The sequence below is a fragment of the Chryseobacterium sp. GQ58 genome, assembly GCF_059758895.1.
This window is the reverse complement of sequence record NZ_JCAXEH010000003.1, coordinates 288,341-308,471: the sequence shown is the minus strand read 5'-3', so window position 1 is coordinate 308,471 and position 20,131 is coordinate 288,341. Positions and strand designations below refer to the sequence as shown.

Here is a 20,131-nt window from a genome sequence, read left to right as displayed (position 1 = left end):
GTGAAGAATCTAAATAATTAGAAAAATAGATTCCTCGATTCCTCGGAATGACAACATGTAAAATTAAATCTAAATAAAAATTAATGCTAAAAGTCTGAAATCTGACATCTAGCATCTCATATCTAAATTAGAAAATGGCAAAACGTACAGATATAAAAACAATTTTAGTAATCGGTTCAGGACCAATCATCATCGGTCAGGCGGCGGAATTCGATTACGCAGGAACGCAGGCTTGCCTGTCTTTGAGAGAAGAAGGCTACAAAGTGATTTTGATCAATTCAAACCCTGCAACGATCATGACAGATGTTGAAATCGCTGACAAAGTATATATCGAGCCGATTTCACTTCAGTTTGTGAGTCACATCATTAGAAAAGAGCGTCCGGATGCACTTTTACCGACTCTTGGTGGACAAACAGGTCTGAACATGGCAGTAGAATTGGAAAAATCAGGAATTCTTGATGAATGTAAAGTTGAAGTTTTAGGAACTAAACTTTCAGCGATCAACAGAGCGGAAGACAGAGATCTTTTCCGTGAATTGATGAGGGAATTAAACGAACCCGTTCCGGAATCTGATATCGTAAACACAGTTGAAGGAGCATTACGTTTTGCTGATTCAATCGGTTATCCGGTAATTGTTCGTCCTGCTTTCACGATGGGTGGAACAGGTGGCGGAATCGCTTCCAACGAAATTGAATTGAAGGAAATTGCAGAATTAGGTTTGAAATACAGCCCGGTTACACAATGTCTTATCGAAAAATCAATTGCAGGTTTCAAAGAAATTGAATACGAAGTAATGCGTGATGCAAACGACAACGCAATTGTGGTTTGTAACATGGAAAATATAGATCCGGTTGGAGTTCACACAGGTGACTCAATCGTTGTGGCGCCTTCTCAAACGCTTTCTGACAGAGAATATCAGTTGTTGAGAAATGCTTCACTGAAAATCATCAGAGCTTTAGGAATTGAAGGCGGATGTAATGTACAGCTGGCTTTAGACCCACATTCATTCGAATATTATATCATCGAAGTAAATCCGAGAGTTTCCCGTTCATCAGCTTTGGCAAGTAAGGCAACAGGCTATCCGATCGCTAAAATTGCTGCAAAAATCGCGGTTGGATTAACTTTAGATGAAATTATGAATCCGGTTACAGGCAAAACTTACGCTTGTTTTGAGCCGGCTTTGGATTATGTGGTAACTAAATTCCCGAGATTCCCGTTTGATAAATTTGAGACTGCTGATAGAAGATTGTCTACTCAAATGAAAGCAACGGGAGAAGTAATGGCAATCGGAAGAAATTTCGAAGAATCTTTACAAAAAGCAGTTCGTTCTTTGGAAACAGGATTGAGACATTTAGGTTTAAAAACAAAACAGGCTGCGGCTTTAACGGACGAAGATATCGAAAGAAGAATCAGAGTTTGTGATGACGAAAGATTGTTCATTATTTGTGATGCTTTAAGAAGAGGTTACGATTGGGAACAAATCGTAGAATGGAGTAAAATCGATAAATTCTTCATCTGGAAATTAAAAAAATTAATTGATTTCGAAAAAGTAATTGCCAACCATAAATTCGACAAAGAAATTTTAATTCAATCTAAAAAATTAGGTTTCTCCGATCAGAATATTGCTCACTTATGGGAATCTACTCAAAGAGAAGTTTATAATTTCAGAAAAGAAAATGGCGTAATTCCGGTTTACAAAATGGTAGACACTTGCGCCGCAGAATTTGAAAGTGAAACGCCATATTTCTACGGAACTTATGAAGAAGAAAACGAAAGTGTAGTTTCGGATAAACAAAAAGTGATCGTTTTAGGTTCAGGACCAATCAGAATCGGGCAGGGAGTTGAGTTTGATTATGCAACGGTTCACTCGGTTTGGGCGATCAAAGAGATGGGTTATGAAGCGATTATCATCAACAACAATCCTGAAACAGTTTCTACAGACTTCTCAATTTCGGATAAATTATACTTCGAACCTTTAACTGAAGAAGATGTGATGAGCATCATCGATCTTGAAAAACCAATGGGAGTTGTGGTTCAGTTTGGAGGCCAGACAGCCATCAACTTAGCCGATAAACTGGCAAGTTACGGAGTGAAAATTCTTGGAACTTCATTGGAAGATCTTGACAGAGCCGAAAACAGGGATAAATTTGAAAAAGCTCTTCAGGAAATGGGAATTCCTCAACCATTAGGAAAAACATCAACGTCAAAAGAAGAAGCGATAAAAATTGCCAATGAAATAGGTTATCCGGTTTTGGTTCGTCCAAGCTATGTCTTGGGTGGAAGAGCAATGGAAATTGTTTATACCGAAGCCGAACTTTCTCATTACATGGAATTTGCGGTGGATGCAAGTCCGGATCAGCCGGTTTTGGTTGACCGATATATCACCGGAAAAGAAGTTGAGGTTGATGCAATTTGCGATGGTGAAATGGTAATTATTCCCGGAATTATGGAGCATATCGAAAGAGCCGGAGTTCACTCAGGAGATTCAATCGCAGTTTATCCTCCACAAAATGTTTCTCAAGCGGAAATCGATACTTTGGTTGACTACACAGAAAGATTAGCTAAAGGATTGAATGTGATCGGATTAATGAATATCCAATATGTTTTACTTGATGGTAATGTTTATGTAATCGAGGTAAATCCACGTTCGTCAAGAACGGTTCCTTTCTTATCTAAAATCACGGAAGTTCCGATGGCTAACTTAGCTACGAAAGCAATTTTAGGTCAAAAGCTAAAAGATTTAGGCTACAAAAACGGATTGGTTCCCAAAAAAGAAGGAGTTTTCGTAAAAGTTCCTGTATTTTCTTTCTCAAAATTAACGAAAGTTGACATTTCTTTAGGACCGGAAATGAAATCCACAGGAGAAGTAATGGGTAAAGATACGACACTTGAAAAAGCACTTTACAAAGGTTTAATCGCAGCAGGAAGAAAAGTTCCGATGCATGGTTCCATTTTGTTCACAGTTGCGGATAAGCACAAGCAGGAAGCAGCTGATTTGGCGGCGAGATTCCATGAAGTTGGTTTCAGAATCTGGGCAACGGAAGGAACGGCTAAATTCTTCGAAGAAAAAGGAATTCCTTGCAAAATAGGATACAAAATAGGAGAAGATGATGTAAACCTGATCGATCTGATCCAAAAAGGGAAAGTACAATATGTTGTCAACACCATGACAAAAGGAAAACAATCTGAAAGAGACGGTTTCCAAATCAGAAGAATGAGCGTGGAAAACGGTGTTCCTTGTCTGACGTCAATGGATACAGTTGAAGCAATTTTGAAAGTGATTGAAAGCATGAGTTTCAAAATGGAAACGATGTAAATTTTCAAAGAAAATATATTTAAACCTCGTAAGTTTTCTTGCGGGGTTTTTTGTTTAATAAGTAGGTTAAATTTATACTAATTAGAGAATAGATTAGATACTTAAAAATAAATTTTAATAATTTATTCAATTTAATGGATCAAGAATTTAGATGACGTTCTAAGTTATTAAATTCTCTTTATTTATGGATGCAAAAGAAATATTAACGATTATAAAAATACTTGTCCATTTTTCGGTTGTTTATCAATTGCTTAAAAGGTTAATTTTATCAAAAAAATAGAATGACAAATATTGAAGTTTTTAAAAAACTACATAAAAACAACGAGCCATTATTACTGGGAAATGTTTGGAATCCACAAAGCGCTAAAGCATATGAGAAATTAGGCTATAAAGCACTGGCAACTTCAAGTTCGGCGGTTGCCCATAGTTTGGGTTATGAAGATGGCGAAAATATGAGTTTTGATGAATATCTTTATATTATTGAAAGAATTTTAAGATCAATATCAATTCCATTAACGGTAGATCTGGAAAGCGGATATGGGGAAATTTCTGATCAAATTGTCGCAAATATTTCTAAACTTGCTGCAATAGGAGTAGTTGGTATTAATATAGAAGACAGTGTTATTGCTAATGGAATCAGAACAATTTTGGATAAAGAAGTTTTTTTTGAAAAGCTAAAATTAGTTATATCAAAACTGAATGAAGAAAAAGTTGAAATTTTTATCAACGTAAGAACGGATACATTTTTGTTAGGACTGGAAAATCCTGTACAAGAAACGTTACAAAGAATCAAATTGTTTGAAGAAATTGGAATTGATGGAATTTTTGTTCCCTGTATTACTTCTGGAAAAGATATTAAAGTTATCGTAAACTCAACAAAACTTCCTGTGAATGTAATGTGCATGCCCGAATTATCAGATTTTAAAACCCTTAAAGAAATAGGCATAAAAAGAATATCGTCGGGTAATTTTCTAAATGAATATATTTATAAAAATTTAGAAGAAAAAGGCAGTGAAATTATGAAAAAACAAAGTTTTTCAACAATTTTTAAATAATAATGAGACTTACAGCGGAAAGAATGTATCAGGCATCGTTAGATAAAGATTCTTCATTCGAAGGAACATATTGGATGGCTGTAAAGACTACCGGTATATTTTGTCGGCCAACCTGCTCTGCAAGAAAACCTAAAAAAGAAAACGTAGAATTCTTTCTAAGTACAGAAGAAGCTGTTGAAAAAGGATACAGAGCGTGTAAAATCTGTAAACCTCTTGAAAAATTAAATGAAACTCCTCAATATATTCAGGAAGTATTGGCTGAGCTGACGAAAAATGAATCTCTGAAAATTAAAGATGCCGATCTTCTGAAAAGAAATATTGAACCGGTAACGATTCGTCGCTGGTTTCTAAAAAATCATAAAATGACTTTTCAGACTTTTCAAAGACAATTCAGGATGAATACTGCCTTCAAAAAGATAAAGAATGGTGAAAGCATTTTAGAAACGGCTTTAGATTCAGGGTATGAAAGCTTGAGTGGATTTAATGAAAGTTTTAAAAATATTCTCGGAGTTTCTCCTAAAAACAGCAGAATGCAAATGATAATTGATCTTAAAAGAATTGAAACTCCTCTCGGAACTATGTTTGCATGTGCCGTCGAAGAAGGAATCTGTCTGCTCGAATTCACAGACCGGAAAAATATGGAAAAGCAATTCCTTTCATTATCTAAAGCTTTAAATTCAGAAATCGTGCAAGGTGAAAACAAACATTTCAAACAGTTGGAAGATGAATTAAAAGAATATTTTGAAGGTAAAAGACAACAATTTGAGGTTCCGTTATATATTACAGGAACAGAATTTCAGGGAAAAGTATGGCAATTATTGCGAGAAATTCCATTGGGTGAAACCAGAACTTATAAACAACAATCTGAAAGATTAGGAAATCTAAAAGCAATCCGCGCAGTCGGAACAGCAAACGGAATCAATAAAATTGCGATTTTAATTCCCTGTCACCGTGTGATCGGTTCAAACGGCGATTTGGTAGGCTATGCAGGAGGAATTTGGAGAAAACAAAAATTATTGGAATTGGAGAACGCTATTTTGTTTTGATTTCGTATTTTTAAACAAAAATTTACACGTGAAAAAGTTACTATTTGCACTTTGCATATCAGCTTCAACATTCAGTTTTGCTCAGGAATATATTGTACCGGCAGCGAGTCCGCGCCAGAAAGTAGAGCAGCAGTTTTCAATGTCTAAAATCACGGTCGATTACGGAAGACCGGGCGTGAAAGGACGCAAGATCTTCGGCGAATTGGTTCCTTACGGACAAGTTTGGAGAGCCGGAGCCAACTCATCTACAAAAGTTACATTCGGACAATCAGTTAATTTTGGCGGAAAAATTGTTCCGGCCGGAACTTATGGTTTGTTTATCGTTCCTACGGAAAAAGAATGGAAAGTGATTTTAAATAAAGATTTCCAACAATGGGGCGCTTACACTTACGATCCGAAGCAAGATGTTGTAGACGTTACAGTTCCGGTTAATAAATTGGCTGAAAAACAGGAATGGTTTGAGATTACTTTAAACCCAACTGATGAAAATTCTGCAAATTTAGTTTTGAAGTGGGACACGGCTCAGGCTGAAGTTCCTTTAAAACCGGCAAAACCTGAAGCAGTTACAAAAATTGCTGAAAAATTAAAAGAAATCAAAAAAATTGAGTCAGACGCTGCAAAAGCAAAAAGCTAAGCAAACGTTTAGTTTTATCTGGCTTTAAAATTTATATACAGATGAATTTTTCTATTCAAAAAGTTTTAGAAAATCACGAATATCAATTAATCCCCTTACAGCAAGGGGATTTTGAGTCTTTATACGAAGTGGCTTCCGATCCGAAAATCTGGGAACAGCATCCGAATAAAGACCGATACAAAAGAGAAGTTTTTGAAAACTTTTTCAAAGGTGCGTTGGAAAGTAAAGGTGCTTTTAAGATTATTGATAAAAGTTCGGGAAATTTTTTGGGAAGCACGCGCTTTTATGATTTTGATGAAGGTAAAAACAGTATTTTCATCGGATATACTTTTTACGGAACAAATTCTTGGGGAAAAGGGATTAATCCGAAGATTAAAAAATTAATGATGGATTATATTTTCCAGTTTGTTGATAAAGTATATTTTCATATTGGAAAAGAGAATTTTCGCTCTCAAACTTCTCTGGAAAGACTTGGCGGACAAAAGGTTGCCGAAGAAGAAATTGCTTATTTTGGTGAACCGACAAGAACAAATTTTGTATATGAAATCAAAAAAGATAATTGGTCATGAAAAAGTTTAAAATCCAAAAAACACCATTTGTAGTTCCCACAACAGACGGAAAATTGATCGAAGAACATTGGGGAAATTCTACGCAAAATTCAGATATTTCGATTGCTCACATGGTTGCGCCGCCAGATTGGAGCGAGCCATATCAAACGCCTGAATTTGATGAATTTACATTAATAATTTCAGGGAAAAAGCAGTTTGAAATTGATGGAGAAACCGTTGTTTTAGAAAAAGGACAAAGCATTATGATTGAAAAAAGGGCAAGAATTCGTTACAGCAATCCGTTTCCGGAAGCTTGCGAATATGTTTCGATCTGTCTTCCTGCATTTTCTATGGAATCTGTGAATCGGGAAGTGGAAGGTGTAGATTGACGAAATTTAAAAGCCTTTTGTCATTCTGACGATAGGAAGAATCTCTACTGTTATTTTTAACAGTTAAGTTCTTTTAAAAAAGTTAAGACAAATTCTTCAATTCGCTTTGCTACTTTCAGAATGACAAAAGACTGTTTTATTCAATTACTTCAAAACCTCATTCAAGAACATCAATGTGTGGTTCCAGGCTCTTTTTGCCATAACCGGATTGTAATCTGCTGATTTTGGATCTGTAAAAGTATGTTTTGAGTTGGAATAGGTGATAATCTGCCAATCAGCATTTCCTTCATTCATTTCTTTTATTAAATTGTTATAATCTTCGGGAGTGACTCCTTGATCATCCGCAGGATTTTCAACTAAAATTTTAGTCGAAATCGGTCCGTTTTTTCTGGCTTGGTCTTTTCCAAGGCTTCCATGAATGGAAACAACACCAGCTACAGGAAGATTTCCTCTTGCAGATTCCAAGGCTCCTGTTCCGCCGAAGCAATAGCCGATCACGGCGACTTTTTCAGCGATTGCACCGTTTTTCTTTAATTGTTCTAAAGCCAACGAAATCCTTTTCTGATAAGCTTCATAATTCTTTTTGTAATATCCTGAAGTTTTTGCCGCTGAATCATTATCAGCCGGAATATTTCCTTCACCGTAAATATCTGCAATAAAAGCAATGTAACCTTGTTTTTCAAGATCTTCGGCAGCGGTTTTTGCTTCATCATCAATGCCTTTCCAGGCTGGTAAAATCAAAACTCCCGGAAGCTTTTTTCCGGCATTTGAAGTTATCAAACCATTTAGTTTTTGAGAACCGTCCTGATAAGAAACAGTTTTAAGATTTTGACTGAAAATTGTTCCCGATGTCATAAGAAATGCTGTTAATAAGATTGAACGTATCATATTTTGTAATTTAATTCTCATCTAAATTAATAAAATAACTTACAATGAAAACATATAAAATATTATAAATTAAAAATTAGAACTGTACACCTAAATTATTCAGTTCCGTTTCTAAGTTTGTGTCTGGCTTTACATGGATTGTATGGAAATCCAATGATTGCGCCATTTCAATATTCTTAAAATTATCGTCAATAAAAACAGATTCTTCGGCCTTAATATTAAATCTTTCCAGCAAGACATGCCATATTTTAGGATCAGGCTTGATTAATTTTTCTGTCCCTGAAACCACAATTTTCCCTTCAAATAATTTAAAAAAATCATAATTTTCCAATGCATAAGGAAAAGTTTCTTCCGACCAGTTTGTTAATCCAAACAATTGATAATCAGTTTTTTCAAGCTTTTTTAAAACTTCAACATTATGCGGAATGTCGCTTTTCAGCATGGTTGTCCAGTTGTCATAATATGCCCTGATTTCTTTTTCCCATTCCGGAAACTTTTTCACCTGTATTTCTGTTCCTTCCGACAAAAGTCTTCCTCTGTCCTGCTCGATATTCCATTCGTCTTGAGCTACATTTTCAAGAAAATATTCCATTTTTTCATCGTCATTGAAATAGCTTTTAAAAAAGTATCTCGGATTCCAATCCATTAAAACACCGCCAAAATCGAATATTATGTTTTTAATTTTCATACTAAATTTTACTATGTTTTTTATTAATTTTAATTATACTAAATTGTCAGTTTCTTTGTCATTCTGACGAAGGAAGAATCTCAATAATTACTGTAGATTCTTCACTCCACTTTGTTTCGTTCAGAATGACAAGCCGATTATTATCACTTATAAAATTGATATTGTTCGTTTTCGTAATAAGCATTGATATGCTGCAAACCATTGGTCAAAATAATTTCTTTCGCTCCGATAATGGAGTTGTATCTCGCCGTTTGTTCAAACGTTTTTTCCGTTAATTTAATATGTGGCGCTTTGCATTCTATTAAAATTATTGGTTCTGTTTTTTCTGTAATTAAAAGGTCAATTCTTTTGGTTAAACCATTCAAAACAATTTTTTTTTCGGTAATTAAAGCAGAAGCGGAATAGGCTTTTACGGTGAGATAATAATGCACCCAATGCTGCCGCACCCATTCTTCAGGCGTGAGCAAAAGGTAAGCTTTACGAACCAAATCATAAATAAAAAACTTATCTTTGTCTTTCTTGAATTTAAAATCAAAAGTTTCCTGAAAATTGAGTTTTGGAAGTTCCATTAATATAAGATGAAAGAATTAGATTTAATCCTCAAAAATATTAAAAATAAAGAAGTTTTACCGATTTATTTTTTCCACGGAGACGAACCTTACTTTATCGATCTTGCCGTAAAAGCCTTTGAACACGATTTTTTGACTGAAGATGAAAAAGCTTTCAATCAAACTGTTGTCTACGGAAAAGATACTTCTTATCAGGAAATTCTTTCATTGGCGAGACAATTTCCGATGATGGGCGACAAGCAGGTAATTATCGTAAAAGAAGCGCAGGATTTAAAATTAACGGAAAGCGAAAGCAACGCTTTAGAAATGTATGTTCAAAATCCTGTTCCGTCGACGGTTTTAGTTTTTGGACACAAACACAAGAAACTGGACAGCCGGAAAAAGGTTACAAAATCTTTAGACAAAGCCAATGCATTGTTTTTAAGCGAATCCATAAAAGAAAATAATCTTCCCAAATGGATTGCAGACGAATGTATTAAATTAAGCATCAAAACAGCCCCGAATATCTCACATTTATTAGCAGAATATCTTGGAAATGACCTTTCCAGAATTGCCAATGAACTGAATAAATTAAAAATTATCCTCAAACAAGGCGAAATTCTTGACGGAACAATTGTAGAAAACCACATCGGAATCAGCAAAGAATACAATGTTTTTGAACTGCAAAAAGCTTTAGGTACAAAAAACGCAAATGCAGCATTTAAAATTGCTCATTTTATGGGCAAAAACCCTAAAAACAATCCTTTTGTGATGATGTTGTCGAGTTTGTATAATTATTTTTCGAATGTGATTATTTATAACACGATGATTGGTCAGCCGCCGCAGGTTATTGCTTCCCAAATGGGCGTTAATCCTTATTTTATTAAAGATTATGCAGAATCGGCGAGGCTTTATCCGTTAAAACATGCGACAAGAGTGATCTCGATTTTAAGGGAATTTGATATGAAAGGAAAAGGTTTGGGAGCCGTGAACATGAGCGAAGCGGAATTAATTAAAGAATTGGTTTATAAAATTATCAATGTAGATCAAATTAAGATGAAAGTGTAGAAAGTGAATTGTCATACGTTTTACTTGCAATTTATAGTATAAAAATTCACTATTGACCATTGACTTATTGATAAATAATATAATCGAAAAGTAACATCTTAAATATTGACAAGTATCATTAAAATAACTTTAATAAGATATTTAAAATTACGAAATTAGCGGACTTTAATTTCAATCTTTTTTGAACAAGTAAATTATGGAAAAAAATATTTTAGATTGTGTGATCGTTGGGTCTGGACCTTCAGGTTTCACAGCGGCTATCTATGCGGCAAGAGCGGACTTAAAACCTGAATTATATACGGGTTTGGAGCCGGGCGGACAATTAACTACAACGACTGAAGTTGATAACTTTCCAGGATATCCGGCAGGAATTACAGGTCCTGAAATGATGATGGATTTGCAAAAGCAGGCAGAAAGATTTGATACGAAAGTTCATTATGAAATGATTACCAAGGCTGAATTTTCTAAAGAAGTTGGTGGAGTTCACAAATTATATGCAGGAAATAAAGAAATTTTTGCTAAATCAGTGATTATCTCAACGGGTGCGACGGCAAAATATTTAGGACTTGATGATGAAAAAAAATATAATGGAGGAGGAGTTTCGGCTTGTGCAACTTGCGACGGTTTTTTCTATAAAGGAAAAGATGTTGTAGTTGTAGGAGCAGGAGATACGGCGGCGGAAGAAGCAACTTATCTTGCAAAATTGGTAAATAAAGTGACAATGCTTGTAAGAAAAGATGAATTCAGAGCTTCGAAAGCAATGATACACAGAGTTGAAAATACACCGAATATTGAAGTGAAATTTCACCATGAATTGATTGGTATTGAAGGAGAAAATAATTTGGTAGAAAGAGCAGTTGTCATCAACAATCAGACTCAGGAAAAATCGACAATTGATGTTCACGGAATTTTTATCGCAATTGGTCACAAACCAAATACTGATATTTTTGCAGGACAGATTGATTTGGACGAAAACGGATATATTCAAACCGAAAAAGGTTCTACAAGAACCAATCTTCCGGGAGTTTTTGCTGCAGGAGATGTTCAGGATCATATTTACAGACAAGCAATTACAGCTGCAGGAAGCGGTTGTATGGCAGCGATGGATGCCGAAAAATATCTGGCAGAATTACATTAAAAGCTAATCAATAAAATAAAAAACGCATCTTTTGGTGCGTTTTTTATATATTTAAGCATGAGAAATTTAGTCTACATATTTCTTGGCGGCGGATTGGGAAGCGTTGCGCGATATTTGATTTCCAGCTTTACACAAAAGATCTGGAATGTGAATTCCATTCCTTTAGGCACTTTTTTGGTGAATATTATTGGGTGTTTTATTATCGGATTTTTTGTTTCCTATTTTGCTAAAAATGATAATTCGCTAAAATATTTGCTCATTGCAGGCTTTTGCGGTGGTTTTACGACATTTTCTACTTTTTCTGTGGAAAATTATACTTTATGGCAAAATCAGCAGTATGGGATTTTATCTTTGTATGTTTTGTTAAGCGTTATTTTAGGTTTCGGAGCTGTTATTTTGGGAATAAAAATCCAAACATCGCTTTGATGATTAAAAATAATTAATCTGATTATTAGCTAATTATTATATTTATTAAAATTTATATTAAAATTATTTTGATAAAAACTAAAAACATTCTATATTTGCACCACTGAAAACAACGATACAATCGGAGTTTTTGGAGAGATGGCAGAGTGGTCGATTGCGATAGTCTTGAAAACTATTGACTGTAACAGGTCCGGGGGTTCGAATCCCTCTCTCTCCGCGGAGTAGGAAAAGCAAACTTTTCAAAAACACTCAAAAATCTATTAAAAGGCTGTAATTTAGTTAATTACAGCCTTTTTCATGTTTTATTGATACGCAAAGTTTTTAAAAGCGCTCATAATTATTATGGCAAAATCGTGGCAGTTTATATAGGCAAAAAAAAACTGCCACAGAATTAGAGTAAAAATATTGGTTATCAACTAGTAAGCGTAATTAACATCTTGATTTGTGAACAATTTAATTCGAATTTTATTAATCAAAACTTTCGAATTATGTTAGAAAAAAGTTTTGGCGTAACATTTTTTTTAAAGACGCCATGGAAAAAAGGAGACAGTCAAAGATTTGTCTATGTAAGAGTTATTGTAGATGGTATCCCGAAAGAGATATCAACCAAACGAAAATGGGATGTTAATCGTTGGAACCCTCACTTAGGAAGAGCCAAAGGCAATAAAGAAGATGCTAGAGCAATCAATCACATTCTTGAATCGTTATCGGCTAAAATCATCAATGAGAAAATTTCCTTAGCCAACAATGGTGAAAAAATAACTTCACAACGAATTATAAATCGATTATTAGGTAGCACCACTCATGATCAAGTTATGGTTTTAAAAGAATTTCAAAATCATAATGATGAAATGAAAGCTTTAGTTGAAAGAGGCGAGTTTGCAATAGGCACTTATGACCGATATGTTACAGCACGTTCGCATGTCAAGGAATTTATTTTACATAAATATATGGTTAATGACCTTGACTTCAGTGAACTCAATTACAGTTTTGTGAAAGATTATGAATTTTACTTAAAAACCGTACGAAAATGTTCCAACAACACAACCTTAAAGTATATAGCCAACTTTAAAAAGATTGTTCTGCGTGCAGTAGCTAAGGAGATTATCACCCAAGATCCATTTAAACTATTTAAATCTAAGAAAACAAAACTCCAAAAAGATCCTTTAAGTTCAGCTGAGCTTCATGTTTTGGAAAATAAAATCTTTAAAACTGACCGGTTAAATGTGATTAGAGATATTTTTATTTTTCAATGTTATACAGGACTGGCGTATATTGATGTCAAGCAGTTAAGATCTTCTGATATCAAAGTAGGCTTAGATGGAAAACTTTGGATTATGTCTCAACGACATAAGACAAAATCTCGTACAGATATTCCGCTCCTGCCAAAAGCTTTAGAGATTATTAGCTCCTATAAGGATCATCCGTATTGTATAGAAAAAAAGCTTGTACTTCCTGTAAGGTCAAATCAGAAAATGAACGAATACTTAAAAGAAATCTGTGTTTTGTGTGAAATTGATGGTCAGCTCAATACACACAGAGCGAGACGTACGTTTGCAAGTACCGTCACACTTAAAAACGGAGTTCCGATTCATGTTGTAAAAGAAATGCTGGGACACCATTCAGTTACACAAACCGAACAATATGCGATTACCACACAGGAACTTATAAATAAGGAAATGGATAAATTAAAAAATAAGCTTGAGCTTACATCAGATACGCCAAGCCAGATTACTGATTTTCCAGATTATCTCTCTGACGATGACCGTAAAATTATTAGGGATTATGAAAGATTGAAAAGTAAGTTTGGAAAGGATTAAAAAAATGAAGAACTATTTGAATAGTTCTTCATTTTTATTAATATCTTGTCTAATAAAATATTTCTACAAAACTTTTTGCGCAGGGATGATAAGAAGGAGTGTACTTTGTATAACCTAACTTTTGTAATTCTTTAAAATATTTATGGTACGTTGGTATTGTTTTTATATGAGATATTTTCATCAACCTACTTCTGCTGACTATGATTTTCTTTTTTTGATTTTGATCGATTCCTACTTGCATAATAGCAACCAGTAGTGACAAGTGCCATACATTGAGCCTGTGATCAGCACATATTTCTCGCAAATAACATTTCCAGTAGTTACTCATCATCGTCTGATTTAAATAGTAAATCGAGATCACTTTTACAGTAATAATATGATCCCAAAATTTTTGTGTATTTTATCTTCCCGGAAATTCTTAAGTTTTGCAGTGTTGCCGGTGAAATTTCCATAATTTTTCTAACAGCTTTACTCCTAAGCCATTTGGCTTCACACTTTTTATCATCAAATTTCTGTTCAATGAGGTTTTTAATGCTTGTCAAAAGACTGCTTTGAAATTTTTGTAGATCTTCCTTTGTAACGTAATTCATAATTCTTTTTTTCTAAAGTAAAAAAAAGCAGTATGTAGCCAATATATTAATGATATCTGAGGCAGCTAAAGGCATAACGTTACTCTGTAAACCTAATGCTTAATTTGACATAAACAATCAATGAGTTGTGATGTGAACTTTAGGTTCGGTAGACATATAGAACCTTATTATGTATGAGAAAATATCCCGTCTTATACACACAACAGAAGAAATATCGAAACATTTGGTGGAAGATTTAGAACGATTTTAGAATTATAAGCCTGGATAATCCAGTAGCAATCCTGATGCTAGAGAACCTAAAGATAGACGAAAGAAAAGAACATTCATATTCTCTTATTTATTAATGTAGCTTACAATATTGTAAACAAATACATCACACAGTTTATTCCCCACATAGAACAACTGTTTTTTCTTTGTGCTCCAACAGACTTCTGATTCCCATCATGATCAGTGCAAGAATACCAAAAACTAAACCAATCCAGGGATTGAATTCAATTCCTTTTGTAATGATCATCCATCCGCCCACTGTTGTTCCGATAGTAACCCCTAAATTACCAAATGAAGTTGCCAGACTGTTTGCAAATTCCAGCGATTGAGGAACTGAAGAAATCATGTAGGTAGAGGCATTAAGAAAACTAGGAGAATATAGAAAGCCCCATATTCCAATCACGACAATAGTTGCCATTAAATTTCCACTTGAATAATATAATAAAACGGGCACTAAAATAGTTCCGGAAAGGAAAAAAGCAGTGGTTCGTGCGACATTTTTATTCAACATTTTTCCGGCGATCCAATTGGCAAAGACCCCGATAATTCCAAATAAAAAAAGCATATAGCTGATCATTGTGTTATCCATTCCTTTTGCTTTATTCAGATAATCTGCAAAATAGCTGTAGGTGGAAAACCAGGCAGTGATCATAAAAAAGTTCATTAAAGTGCTGATGATAAAAGTAGGCTGTGTTAGTATTTTCAACTGGCTCCCATAGGATTTCTTTTCTTTTACAGGCATAGGAGGAAGTAAATAGATGCCCGCTAAAGCAATAACACTTACAACAGACTGCACAATAAAAGAAGATTCCCAGGACCAAATACTGGAAAGCCATGTAGCGAAAGGAACTGTAGTTACCATTGCCAGCGCAACGCCGCTGAATACAATTCCCATTAATTCATTACTATGCTTTTTATCAGCTGCGGATACAGCAACAGATAAGGCACTTGCAATATAAACAGGCTGTAAAAATGCAGGCAGAACCCTCACCAACATCAAAAGCCAGAAAGGGGGCGAAAAAGAGGAAACCACTCCTGTGATCAGAAACATGAATATCGCCACAAACATTACTTTTTTACGGTCAAACCCCGACATTAATAAAGTCATGAAAGGACCTGTAAGTGCTATGATCAATGCAAAAGCACTTAATAAATAGCCGGCTTTATCAATACTGATCTTATAGTGTTCTGCTATTTGCGGTAAAATTCCGATAACACCAAATTCAGTTGTAATAACGGCAAGAAAGCCTAAACATCCTATATATGCGAATTTTTTCATTTTCTATTATTTTTCTAAATTTTTGGTTGCGAATGCTGCAATCTCTTCAATGGCAGTTTGTGTTTCATCGAGAATAATTCCCATATGCATAAAACCATGGACCATACCTTTGTAAAGACTTTTTTTTACTGAAATTCCTGATTTTTTCATGTTTTGAGCTAATTGTTCGCCTTCATCCCGCAAGGGATCGTGTTCTGCCAATATGACCAGTGTGGGCGGAGTCTTTTTAAAGTCTTTTATTAATAGGGGAACTGCCGACGGATTGTTTCTGTCTTCTTCAGCAGCCAGGTACCAGTTCCAGGCCTGTATTCCCCATTCTTTGTTAAGTACCGGGCCATCTTTATAAGTTTCCCAGGACTTCGTATTGAGTCTATAATCAGCTGCGGGATAAATTAATACCTGAAATTTTAATTGATCTCCCAATTGGGTTCCTAGAGTTGTTGCCAATGCTGCTCCTGCACTGTCGCCGATAATTCCGATCTTTTGGCGATCGATCCCTAATTTTTCAGCATTTTGAATGAACCATTCCACTGCCTCTTTACAATCATTTAACCCTGCAGGAAAAGGATGTTCGGGAGCAAGACGATAATCAACAAACAAAATTACTGCTCCTGTTGCATTAGCTAGTTTTCTGACTATTGTATCATGGGTTTCATAACCTCCGGAAATAAACCAGCCACCGTGGATATAGATGATCGCTGGTGATTTTGAGATGTTTCCTTTCGGGCTGTATATCCTGACCGGTATTTGGTGATTTTCTGAGGGAATATTCAGTTCCTGTATCAATGCAACGGATTCTTTTTTACCGCTCAATTGCACAGCCATGGTTTCATAATTTTTTCGGCTGATATCCAGAGGATCCCGGCCATCAAATACTTCTATTTTTTGGAAATGGGTTAAAACTTTGGTCATTTTTGATGTTAACTGCATCTCTGTTTGATTTGTGGTATTGCTGATGTTTTTGCAGGAAATAGTTCCCAGAATAATGAGTGTTGTGTATAGTAATTTTTGCACGTTTATATATTTTAAGGGAACAAAATTAAATGACAAGTCTTAAATTTGCACTGTATACAGTTAATTGTATGGTACTAACAAATTTGTAAGTAATGGGAAAGAAAAAAGAAAGTTCTACGAATAGCATTAATGCACAATATCTTACGGAATGTGATCTAACGTATGCTGTTTGTAAAATTGGCGGAAGATGGAAGCTGTTGATATTATGCAAGCTTGAAGATGGAAAGTTGCGCTTCAGTGAACTCAGAGACCGGATCTCGGGAATAACAGAAAGGATGCTTGCCCTTCAGTTGAGAGAGATGGAAAAAGAAGGATTACTCAAAAGAACTGTTCATGCACAAGTCCCCCCAAGGGTAGATTATGAATTAACTGAAATAGCTGAAGAACTAATTCCTATCTGGAAACAGCTAGAGGATTGGGGAAGAAAACATAGAAAATCAATACAGGAACAGGTATTGGTAGTTGAAAACTCTAATGGAAATTGATAGAATATCTCAACTCAATGGATATTAGAGTTATGTATTGTTTCAGTCGGTAGTGCAAGAATACATCAATAACTATCAGTATCTTTCGTAAGGTTATTTCATATTAAAATAAAAGGAGTACATTGATGTTGCACTCCTTTTCTTTTTTTATGGCTCGAGTCCGGGGCCACCGCAGGAATTATAAGGAACGCATGTTAACTTATCATTTACAAAACATAGCCTGATACAATTTGCGCCTCCAACAATTGTTTTTAATTCTGCTTTTTGAAGCTTTTTTAAATTTTTCATATTTAATATATTTTATGATTGTAGAGCAAATGTCAAAAATATTTATTAGATAATAGTGAAATTAACAAATTTTAACTTTGAAAAAACTATATGTTATTTTTCATTGTTGTCGATAAACAAGAAGCCGAGTTATTCCTTATTTATCAGTCTCGACATAAGAAACGATCAGCTTTATTACTCCTGATAGTAGCTATCAGCACAGGTAAAGTAGAATTATTGCGATGCCCATCATCAGACCTGAGTGATATTTCCTTTAACCAAATATGCAGTTGCTGAATAAGTCCATTTAATTATTGTCTATTGAAGGTTATATTTCTGAGGTAGTTGATCCAAATTTTTGTTTAAAGGAAAAATAGAAATGTGACAAGTTCTCAAATCCTAAATCTAAATAGATATCAGCAAGTTTTTGTTTCTTGTGTTTGATCCGATAAAATGCTTCATCAAGCCGCTTTTCCCGTAACCATTGTTTTGGAGTAGTACTGAATGTTTTAGCGAAATCCCTCTAAATCCCGAGAGACTCCGCCCTGTGAGTTTCTGTTTGCCATCGTAACGCTTTTTTATCAACATTTTATTTTCAAGTGCATATTGTTGTAAGATGGTTTTATCCCGCGTAATGGAAATAAACTGGTACTTTCCGGATTTTGAAGGATACTTAACCGCCCTTATTAATTGATTTTTGCTAACCAATACAACAGTATTTTCAGGGATAAAGAGAAATATTTTGTTTTTATTCTTAAAAAAATAAATATATTTACTTCTTCTTATCGATTAGCTCAAAAGCCTTCAGCAACAGAAGATCTTCTTTATTTCTGATACTTTCAACGGTCGGACGCTTGATACCGATTCGCTGGGTTTCTCCGCCATCCGGATAATAGATTCCCAATCCTGAAAAAACAAGTTTGTTCCCGTTTGTCAGTTTAATAGAGGTTTTATTGCCATCGGCACCTGCGGTCTGGCTTCCGATAAAAATGACACCCGGGATTTTCTTAAAAATCATCGCCCATAATTCTGATGCACTTTGTGTGTGATCATTGATCAGAACAACCACCTGCCCTTTGTAAGAATTGGGGTTACTCTTACCGACAAATTTATAAGCTTTGTCAATAATGTTGTCTACAAAGCAGAACTTACCCGGCTGGCTGAAATCAGCCTGGGTCTTAATTCCGAAATGCTCCGGTTTACTCAACAGATTGTCAAAGATTTTTATTAATGAACCGTCATCAGTATAACTGCGAAGATCGAACACCAATCCTTTTGTATTTTTATACATTTCCATCAATGCAGGAATCTCTGATGCTTTTAATGAAGAAAACTCAAAGTAAACCTTATCGTCAACCTGAAAACTCGGATTGAGGCGGCTTTCTTTCTCATTATACGTCAGGTAAGTATATGCTTTGCCCCTGTAAACCAATTGATAACTGGGAATCCCATCTTTGTCCCACTCATTATTAAAGATCCGTTCTGTTCTCTCCATGGTAGTTTTGAACGCCTTTCCGTTCTTTTTTACTCCCCTTAATACCATGGTCGGTTCATCACTGCTGAAAAGATAGCTGTACGCCTCACGCAGTTTTACTGATTCATTGGAATAGGCAAAATATACGGATTTGTCATTTATACTTTTGAGAATGGTCTTGCCGTTAATTTTTGTAATAAGATCTCCGACTTCAAGATTGGCTTTCTTCATTTTAGCTTCATCTTTAATCCCGGTGATCACAACTTTGTCATCAACGATTTGAAAAATAAAGGGTGATGACAGTTTACCAACTACATTATATTGCAATGTCTTTTCTATGCCGACATGCGTGTCCTGCAGTTCAGCCGCAAGCCGCATTACTGCAGAATGGTAGTCCTTTTCGTTTTTGATACTTCTGAATATGGGAATATATTTTTTTAAAACATCATCCCACTGATGATCTAAAAGATATTTATAGGGATAAAAATACTCAACAGCATTCCATATCCTGAAAAGTTCCAGCATTTTAATTTCTACTGAAAATTTGTCGTACACTTTTTCATTGCTGCTGCTGAAACGAATGCTATTTTCGACTGGATTGGAATAAAATGAGCCCACATTTTTCGGCTGAGAGGCCATATTGAGTAAAAGCGCTTTACTTTCGGGACGTATTTTCCTTAATTTTTTGATCCACGAAATATCAAAATTGCGAAGGGTTATGCTGTCACAATCATAATCCTTTTTGGCCAGATTATCAAATTTGCTCTGCTCTGCCGTACTCAGCCATTGATTTATCATTTCACCTGCAGCTGACTTAGATTCATCTTCCAATGACTGCAGCAAAACAGCGTCCCAATCTACTTTTCCCTGAGATACTGCGGGATGATAATATTTCATCAAGCCCCAGATTTTCCCTAGTTCGTATAAATCATGGTCAGAAAATTTGCTCACCTGAGCTGAAAGGGTAGATGTTAAAAAGATTGAAAAAAAGACAATGTGTTTCATTCTATATTTTGATAAAGCTAACAAATTTAAAAAAATTAATATATTCAGTTTTAGATTTTCCTACAAAGTTATAGATTCAGCTAGGAAAAATTCAGGTATTGAGAGAACAAAACAGATTGGTTGTACCAAAAGTGTCGCATCCACTGTTAGAAAACGATATTGCTGAATTTCTAAAACGAATGGGA

At 35.0% G+C, this 20,131-nt stretch carries 19 protein-coding genes, 1 tRNA gene and 1 pseudogene; 12 read left to right on the top strand and 9 right to left on the bottom strand.

Features of this window, described 5'->3' with window-relative positions; genetic code table 11:
• Window positions 1-134: 134 nt before the first annotated feature.
• The 6 genes from carB (at window position 135) to AC6CHK_RS09375 (ending at window position 6,989) form a co-directional block, all read left to right on the top strand.
• Window positions 135-3,317 carry a carbamoyl-phosphate synthase large subunit gene (carB, locus tag AC6CHK_RS09400; RefSeq protein ID WP_498095448.1) on the top strand — a complete coding sequence of 1,061 codons (3,183 nt, stop codon included), beginning with the start codon at window positions 135-137 and terminating at the stop codon, window positions 3,315-3,317.
• A gap of 281 nt (window positions 3,318-3,598) precedes the next feature.
• On the top strand, window positions 3,599-4,372 hold the full coding sequence (locus tag AC6CHK_RS09395) for an isocitrate lyase/PEP mutase family protein (RefSeq protein WP_498095446.1): 774 nt from the start codon (window positions 3,599-3,601) through the stop codon (window positions 4,370-4,372).
• A gap of 2 nt (window positions 4,373-4,374) precedes the next feature.
• A complete protein-coding gene (locus tag AC6CHK_RS09390; protein ID WP_498095445.1) occupies window positions 4,375-5,418 on the top strand; it encodes a bifunctional transcriptional activator/DNA repair enzyme AdaA in 1,044 nt (347 codons plus the stop codon).
• A gap of 28 nt (window positions 5,419-5,446) precedes the next feature.
• Window positions 5,447-6,052 carry a DUF2911 domain-containing protein gene (locus tag AC6CHK_RS09385; RefSeq protein WP_498095443.1) on the top strand — a complete coding sequence of 202 codons (606 nt, stop codon included), beginning with the start codon at window positions 5,447-5,449 and terminating at the stop codon, window positions 6,050-6,052.
• A 41-nt stretch (window positions 6,053-6,093) separates the two neighbouring features.
• A complete protein-coding gene (locus AC6CHK_RS09380) occupies window positions 6,094-6,621 on the top strand; it encodes a GNAT family N-acetyltransferase (RefSeq protein WP_498095441.1) in 528 nt (175 codons plus the stop codon).
• Window positions 6,618-6,989 (top strand): cupin domain-containing protein, encoded by a 372-nt coding sequence (locus AC6CHK_RS09375; protein ID WP_498095439.1) that lies wholly within the window; start codon window positions 6,618-6,620, stop codon window positions 6,987-6,989. Before AC6CHK_RS09380 ends, AC6CHK_RS09375 begins: the two co-directional genes overlap by 4 nt.
• A 144-nt stretch (window positions 6,990-7,133) precedes the next feature.
• Here AC6CHK_RS09375 and AC6CHK_RS09370 read toward each other — a convergent pair whose 3' ends face one another.
• The 3 genes from AC6CHK_RS09370 to AC6CHK_RS09360 form a co-directional block, all read right to left on the bottom strand.
• On the bottom strand, window positions 7,134-7,877 hold the full coding sequence (locus AC6CHK_RS09370) for a dienelactone hydrolase family protein (RefSeq protein WP_498095437.1): 744 nt from the start codon (window positions 7,875-7,877) through the stop codon (window positions 7,134-7,136).
• A gap of 76 nt (window positions 7,878-7,953) precedes the next feature.
• Window positions 7,954-8,565, bottom strand: a complete 612-nt coding sequence (locus tag AC6CHK_RS09365) for an HAD family hydrolase (protein WP_498095435.1) — start codon at window positions 8,563-8,565, stop codon at window positions 7,954-7,956.
• Window positions 8,566-8,708: 143 nt separating this feature from the next.
• Window positions 8,709-9,134 carry a type I restriction enzyme HsdR N-terminal domain-containing protein gene (locus AC6CHK_RS09360; RefSeq protein WP_498095433.1) on the bottom strand — a complete coding sequence of 142 codons (426 nt, stop codon included), beginning with the start codon at window positions 9,132-9,134 and terminating at the stop codon, window positions 8,709-8,711.
• Between the two features lie 9 nt (window positions 9,135-9,143).
• On the opposite strand from AC6CHK_RS09360, the gene holA reads away from it, so the two are divergent.
• The 5 genes from holA (at window position 9,144) to AC6CHK_RS09335 (ending at window position 13,565) form a co-directional block, all read left to right on the top strand.
• Window positions 9,144-10,181: a DNA polymerase III subunit delta gene (gene holA, locus AC6CHK_RS09355; protein ID WP_498095431.1), complete on the top strand. Its 1,038-nt coding sequence runs from the start codon at window positions 9,144-9,146 to the stop codon at window positions 10,179-10,181.
• Window positions 10,182-10,377: 196 nt separating this feature from the next.
• Window positions 10,378-11,319: a thioredoxin-disulfide reductase gene (gene trxB / locus AC6CHK_RS09350; RefSeq protein ID WP_498095430.1), complete on the top strand. Its 942-nt coding sequence runs from the start codon at window positions 10,378-10,380 to the stop codon at window positions 11,317-11,319.
• A gap of 57 nt (window positions 11,320-11,376) precedes the next feature.
• Window positions 11,377-11,745: a fluoride efflux transporter CrcB gene (crcB, locus tag AC6CHK_RS09345; RefSeq protein ID WP_498095428.1), complete on the top strand. Its 369-nt coding sequence runs from the start codon at window positions 11,377-11,379 to the stop codon at window positions 11,743-11,745.
• Between the two features lie 132 nt (window positions 11,746-11,877).
• Window positions 11,878-11,962, top strand: a tRNA-Ser gene (locus AC6CHK_RS09340).
• Between the two features lie 271 nt (window positions 11,963-12,233).
• Window positions 12,234-13,565, top strand: a complete 1,332-nt coding sequence (locus AC6CHK_RS09335; RefSeq protein WP_498095426.1) for a site-specific integrase — start codon at window positions 12,234-12,236, stop codon at window positions 13,563-13,565.
• A gap of 320 nt (window positions 13,566-13,885) precedes the next feature.
• Here the strand turns inward: AC6CHK_RS09335 and AC6CHK_RS09330 are convergent, their stop codons facing one another.
• From AC6CHK_RS09330 to AC6CHK_RS09320, 3 genes are all read right to left on the bottom strand, one after another.
• On the bottom strand, window positions 13,886-14,155 hold the full coding sequence (locus AC6CHK_RS09330) for a helix-turn-helix domain-containing protein (RefSeq protein ID WP_498095424.1): 270 nt from the start codon (window positions 14,153-14,155) through the stop codon (window positions 13,886-13,888).
• Window positions 14,156-14,537: 382 nt separating this feature from the next.
• The gene (locus AC6CHK_RS09325; RefSeq protein WP_498095422.1) at window positions 14,538-15,701 is read right to left on the bottom strand and encodes an MFS transporter; all 1,164 of its coding nucleotides are present in this window, start codon (window positions 15,699-15,701) and stop codon (window positions 14,538-14,540) included.
• A 6-nt stretch (window positions 15,702-15,707) separates the two neighbouring features.
• Window positions 15,708-16,526: an alpha/beta hydrolase gene (locus tag AC6CHK_RS09320; RefSeq protein ID WP_498095420.1), complete on the bottom strand. Its 819-nt coding sequence runs from the start codon at window positions 16,524-16,526 to the stop codon at window positions 15,708-15,710.
• A 281-nt stretch (window positions 16,527-16,807) separates the two neighbouring features.
• Here AC6CHK_RS09320 and AC6CHK_RS09315 point away from each other — a divergent pair, with 281 nt between their 5' ends.
• Window positions 16,808-17,200: a winged helix-turn-helix transcriptional regulator gene (locus AC6CHK_RS09315; protein WP_498095418.1), complete on the top strand. Its 393-nt coding sequence runs from the start codon at window positions 16,808-16,810 to the stop codon at window positions 17,198-17,200.
• A gap of 147 nt (window positions 17,201-17,347) precedes the next feature.
• Here AC6CHK_RS09315 and AC6CHK_RS09310 read toward each other — a convergent pair whose 3' ends face one another.
• The 3 genes and pseudogenes from AC6CHK_RS09310 to AC6CHK_RS09300 form a co-directional block, all read right to left on the bottom strand.
• A complete protein-coding gene (locus AC6CHK_RS09310; protein ID WP_498095417.1) occupies window positions 17,348-17,488 on the bottom strand; it encodes a bacteriocin-like protein in 141 nt (46 codons plus the stop codon).
• A 307-nt stretch (window positions 17,489-17,795) separates the two neighbouring features.
• Window positions 17,796-17,930 (bottom strand): annotated as a pseudogene (locus AC6CHK_RS09305) (AraC family transcriptional regulator); the annotation flags it as partial.
• 309 nt (window positions 17,931-18,239) lie between these two features.
• Window positions 18,240-19,946 (bottom strand): S41 family peptidase, encoded by a 1,707-nt coding sequence (locus AC6CHK_RS09300; RefSeq protein ID WP_498095415.1) that lies wholly within the window; start codon window positions 19,944-19,946, stop codon window positions 18,240-18,242.
• Between the last annotated feature and the right edge of the window lie 185 nt (window positions 19,947-20,131).

Coding starts and splice junctions, on each gene's coding strand:
- AC6CHK_RS09335 (WP_498095426.1), top strand. CDS start 12,234: ATGTTAGAAAAAAGTTTTGGCGTAACATTTTTTTTAAAGACGCCATGG.
- AC6CHK_RS09360 (WP_498095433.1), bottom strand. CDS start 9,134: ATGGAACTTCCAAAACTCAATTTTCAGGAAACTTTTGATTTTAAATTC.
- trxB (WP_498095430.1), top strand. CDS start 10,378: ATGGAAAAAAATATTTTAGATTGTGTGATCGTTGGGTCTGGACCTTCA.
- AC6CHK_RS09320 (WP_498095420.1), bottom strand. CDS start 16,526: ATGGCTGTGCAATTGAGCGGTAAAAAAGAATCCGTTGCATTGATACAG.
- AC6CHK_RS09325 (WP_498095422.1), bottom strand. CDS start 15,701: ATGAAAAAATTCGCATATATAGGATGTTTAGGCTTTCTTGCCGTTATT.
- AC6CHK_RS09300 (WP_498095415.1), bottom strand. CDS start 19,946: ATGAAACACATTGTCTTTTTTTCAATCTTTTTAACATCTACCCTTTCA.
- carB (WP_498095448.1), top strand. CDS start 135: ATGGCAAAACGTACAGATATAAAAACAATTTTAGTAATCGGTTCAGGA.
- AC6CHK_RS09365 (WP_498095435.1), bottom strand. CDS start 8,565: ATGAAAATTAAAAACATAATATTCGATTTTGGCGGTGTTTTAATGGAT.
- AC6CHK_RS09330 (WP_498095424.1), bottom strand. CDS start 14,155: ATGAATTACGTTACAAAGGAAGATCTACAAAAATTTCAAAGCAGTCTT.
- AC6CHK_RS09395 (WP_498095446.1), top strand. CDS start 3,599: ATGACAAATATTGAAGTTTTTAAAAAACTACATAAAAACAACGAGCCA.
- AC6CHK_RS09380 (WP_498095441.1), top strand. CDS start 6,094: ATGAATTTTTCTATTCAAAAAGTTTTAGAAAATCACGAATATCAATTA.
- holA (WP_498095431.1), top strand. CDS start 9,144: ATGAAAGAATTAGATTTAATCCTCAAAAATATTAAAAATAAAGAAGTT.
- AC6CHK_RS09315 (WP_498095418.1), top strand. CDS start 16,808: ATGGGAAAGAAAAAAGAAAGTTCTACGAATAGCATTAATGCACAATAT.
- AC6CHK_RS09375 (WP_498095439.1), top strand. CDS start 6,618: ATGAAAAAGTTTAAAATCCAAAAAACACCATTTGTAGTTCCCACAACA.
- crcB (WP_498095428.1), top strand. CDS start 11,377: ATGAGAAATTTAGTCTACATATTTCTTGGCGGCGGATTGGGAAGCGTT.
- AC6CHK_RS09390 (WP_498095445.1), top strand. CDS start 4,375: ATGAGACTTACAGCGGAAAGAATGTATCAGGCATCGTTAGATAAAGAT.
- AC6CHK_RS09310 (WP_498095417.1), bottom strand. CDS start 17,488: ATGAAAAATTTAAAAAAGCTTCAAAAAGCAGAATTAAAAACAATTGTT.
- AC6CHK_RS09370 (WP_498095437.1), bottom strand. CDS start 7,877: ATGATACGTTCAATCTTATTAACAGCATTTCTTATGACATCGGGAACA.